The sequence below is a fragment of the Actinomycetospora sp. 2LY8.5 genome, from assembly GCF_057180585.1.
Map to the genome: position 1 here is coordinate 1 of NZ_JBXUHE010000097.1, position 2,257 is coordinate 2,257.

Here is a 2,257-nt window from a genome sequence, read left to right on the forward strand (position 1 = left end):
ATGTGTTGGGTCGGGGACGGGACGCCGTGCAGCCTTTCGGGCTGTCGGTTTTCCCGTCCCCGCCCGCCGAACCGGACGTGCACGTTCCCGCGCATCCGGCTCTCCACGTGTTCGTGCCGATGGGGTCAGGTGACGAGCTCGGAGACCTGCCCGACGAAGGCAACGTCGTCGTGGTTGGTCCGGCGGAACCGCGCTCCGTCGGAGTTGACCTCGTCGATGTTGTAGGGCGTGCCGATCTGCGCGCCGCGGAAGCGGTAGCGCTCGACGCGCGTCTTCGCCGGGTTGTAGAGGGTCAGGCCCTCCGCGGTGATGCGGTCCGCCCCGTAGAAGCGGCGGCGCAGCTGTTTCCAGGTCCAGCGTGGGTGTTTGCGGCGTATCCAGCCGAGCGTTCGCCACCAGGCGTACCAGCCGAGGTAGGAGAACGTCTTCTTGGATGCGCCGTAGCGGAAGTAGGCCGCCCAGCCCCGCAGGATCGGGTTGAGCTTCCGCAGCACCTGCGCCAGCGACAGCGAGGTCGTCCCTCGCCCTGTCGCTGTCTTGATCTTGTGCATTACCGCCGCCAGGGTGTGCTTGGCGGGGATGGTGAGCACCACGCGGCGGCCGTCGCGTCCGGTGCGCCGCTGGATGCGGAACCCGAGGAAGTCGAAGCCGTCGTCGATGTGGGTGATGTGGGTCTTCTCGACCGAGAGGGTCATGCCCAGCTTGCTGGACAACAGCTCGCCGATCCTGGTCCGGAGCGTTTCGGCGTCCGACCTCGTGCCGTGCACGAGCACGACGAAGTCGTCGGCGTAGCGCACCAGCCGGTAGTTCGGCTGCCCGCGCCGGCGTCGTTGTTGACGGCGCCAGTGCGGGCTCATCTCGGTGTCCCAGACCTGCTCGAAGGGCCGGTCGAGCACCGAGAGGTAGATGTTGGCCAACAGCGGGGAGATGACCCCGCCTTGCGGTGTGCCGGTCAGGCTGGCCGCAAAGCCACCGTGTTGCTCGACAACCCCGGCCCGCAGGAACGAGCGGACCAGGCGCAGCACCTTGCGGTCGGTGACGCGCTCGGCGACCAGGCCCATGAGCACCTGGTGGTCGACGTTGTCGAAGCAGGCCGTGATGTCGCCCTCGATGACCCAGTCGTAGGTCGACGGCCTGCGGGTGAAGTGGTGAATCTCGGCGATGGCGTCCTGGGCGCGCCGCCCGGGTCGATACCCGTAGCTCGACGGGTAGAAATCGACCTCGAAGATCGGCTCCAGGACCAGCTTGAGGGCCATCTGAGCCACCCGGTCCCGCAGCGTCGGAATCCCCAGATAGCGGACCTTGCCGCCCCTCTTCGGGATCGTGGTCTGCCGCACCGGCGCCGGGATGAACGAACCGTCCCGCAACGAGCACCGCAGCTCGTCGAGAAAGACGCTCACCCCGCGGCCCTGCTCGACGTGGAAGCGGGTGACCGCGTCCACGCCTGCTGTCCTGGCTCCCTGGTTGCCTGCCACCCGCTCCCAGGCGACCAACAGCGTCGCCTGGTCGCAGACCAAGTTGAACACGTCGCCGAACCGGCGCTCCGGTTCGGCCCTTGCCCATCGGTGCAGCTTGCGTTGATGCTCGAGTACCCGGCGTTGAGCTCGAGCGCGCTCGAGCTCGTCCGGCGCGTCGCTATTCAACGACGTCCTCCCCGTCACCATCACCGCTGCGGTTCACGCTGTCGCCCTTTCCCATGTGCCGGGCTTTCCCCGGCTCGGAGTACTACGGCGACTCCGCCACGACCCGGCGCCAACAGCGGGCGTCGCGCCTGCCCGCCGCCCCGCATGGAATGCGGGCGGGGAGGGCAGCACCGGATCGCTTCCCACGTTCACTGAGGACCTCTGCAACGGGTGTCGGTGCCCAGCTATACCCCGACGGCATCGCCACGGGCCGCGCATCGCAGTCTTGGCCCGGGCCTCCGACCGCCCATGGGTTAGGGACGGTCGGAGAGGACAGGCCATCGGTTACGGCTCTGTCCAGCACCGCGAAGCGGCCCATCCACCAGGTTCGGCAGGCCGCTGACGACTCACGGGGCGTCAACCACTGGTTCAGTTTCCTTGCACCTTCCCGTTCTGGCTTGCGGACACGAGACCGTCTGGCGGTGCCGTCCCGTCCCTACGTTGTCGAGGCTGCTCCCGGCCTCACCCCCAGACCCGGGGATCGGCCTGCCTCCAGCGTCAACCGGCCACTGCGATGGCCCGCGGTGGGCTCCTCCTCCCACACGGTTCCTCAGCGCCTCGTGGCGCACAGCCGA

Annotated in this window: 1 protein-coding gene; it reads right to left on the minus strand. The window is 68.4% G+C overall.

From position 1 onward, the window contains the following. Positions 1-125 precede the first annotated feature (125 nt). Complete coding sequence (gene ltrA, locus AC2A1K_RS35550) at positions 126-1,664, minus strand: group II intron reverse transcriptase/maturase (protein WP_483901063.1); 1,539 nt, start codon at positions 1,662-1,664, stop codon at positions 126-128. Positions 1,665-2,257: the final 593 nt, after the last annotated feature.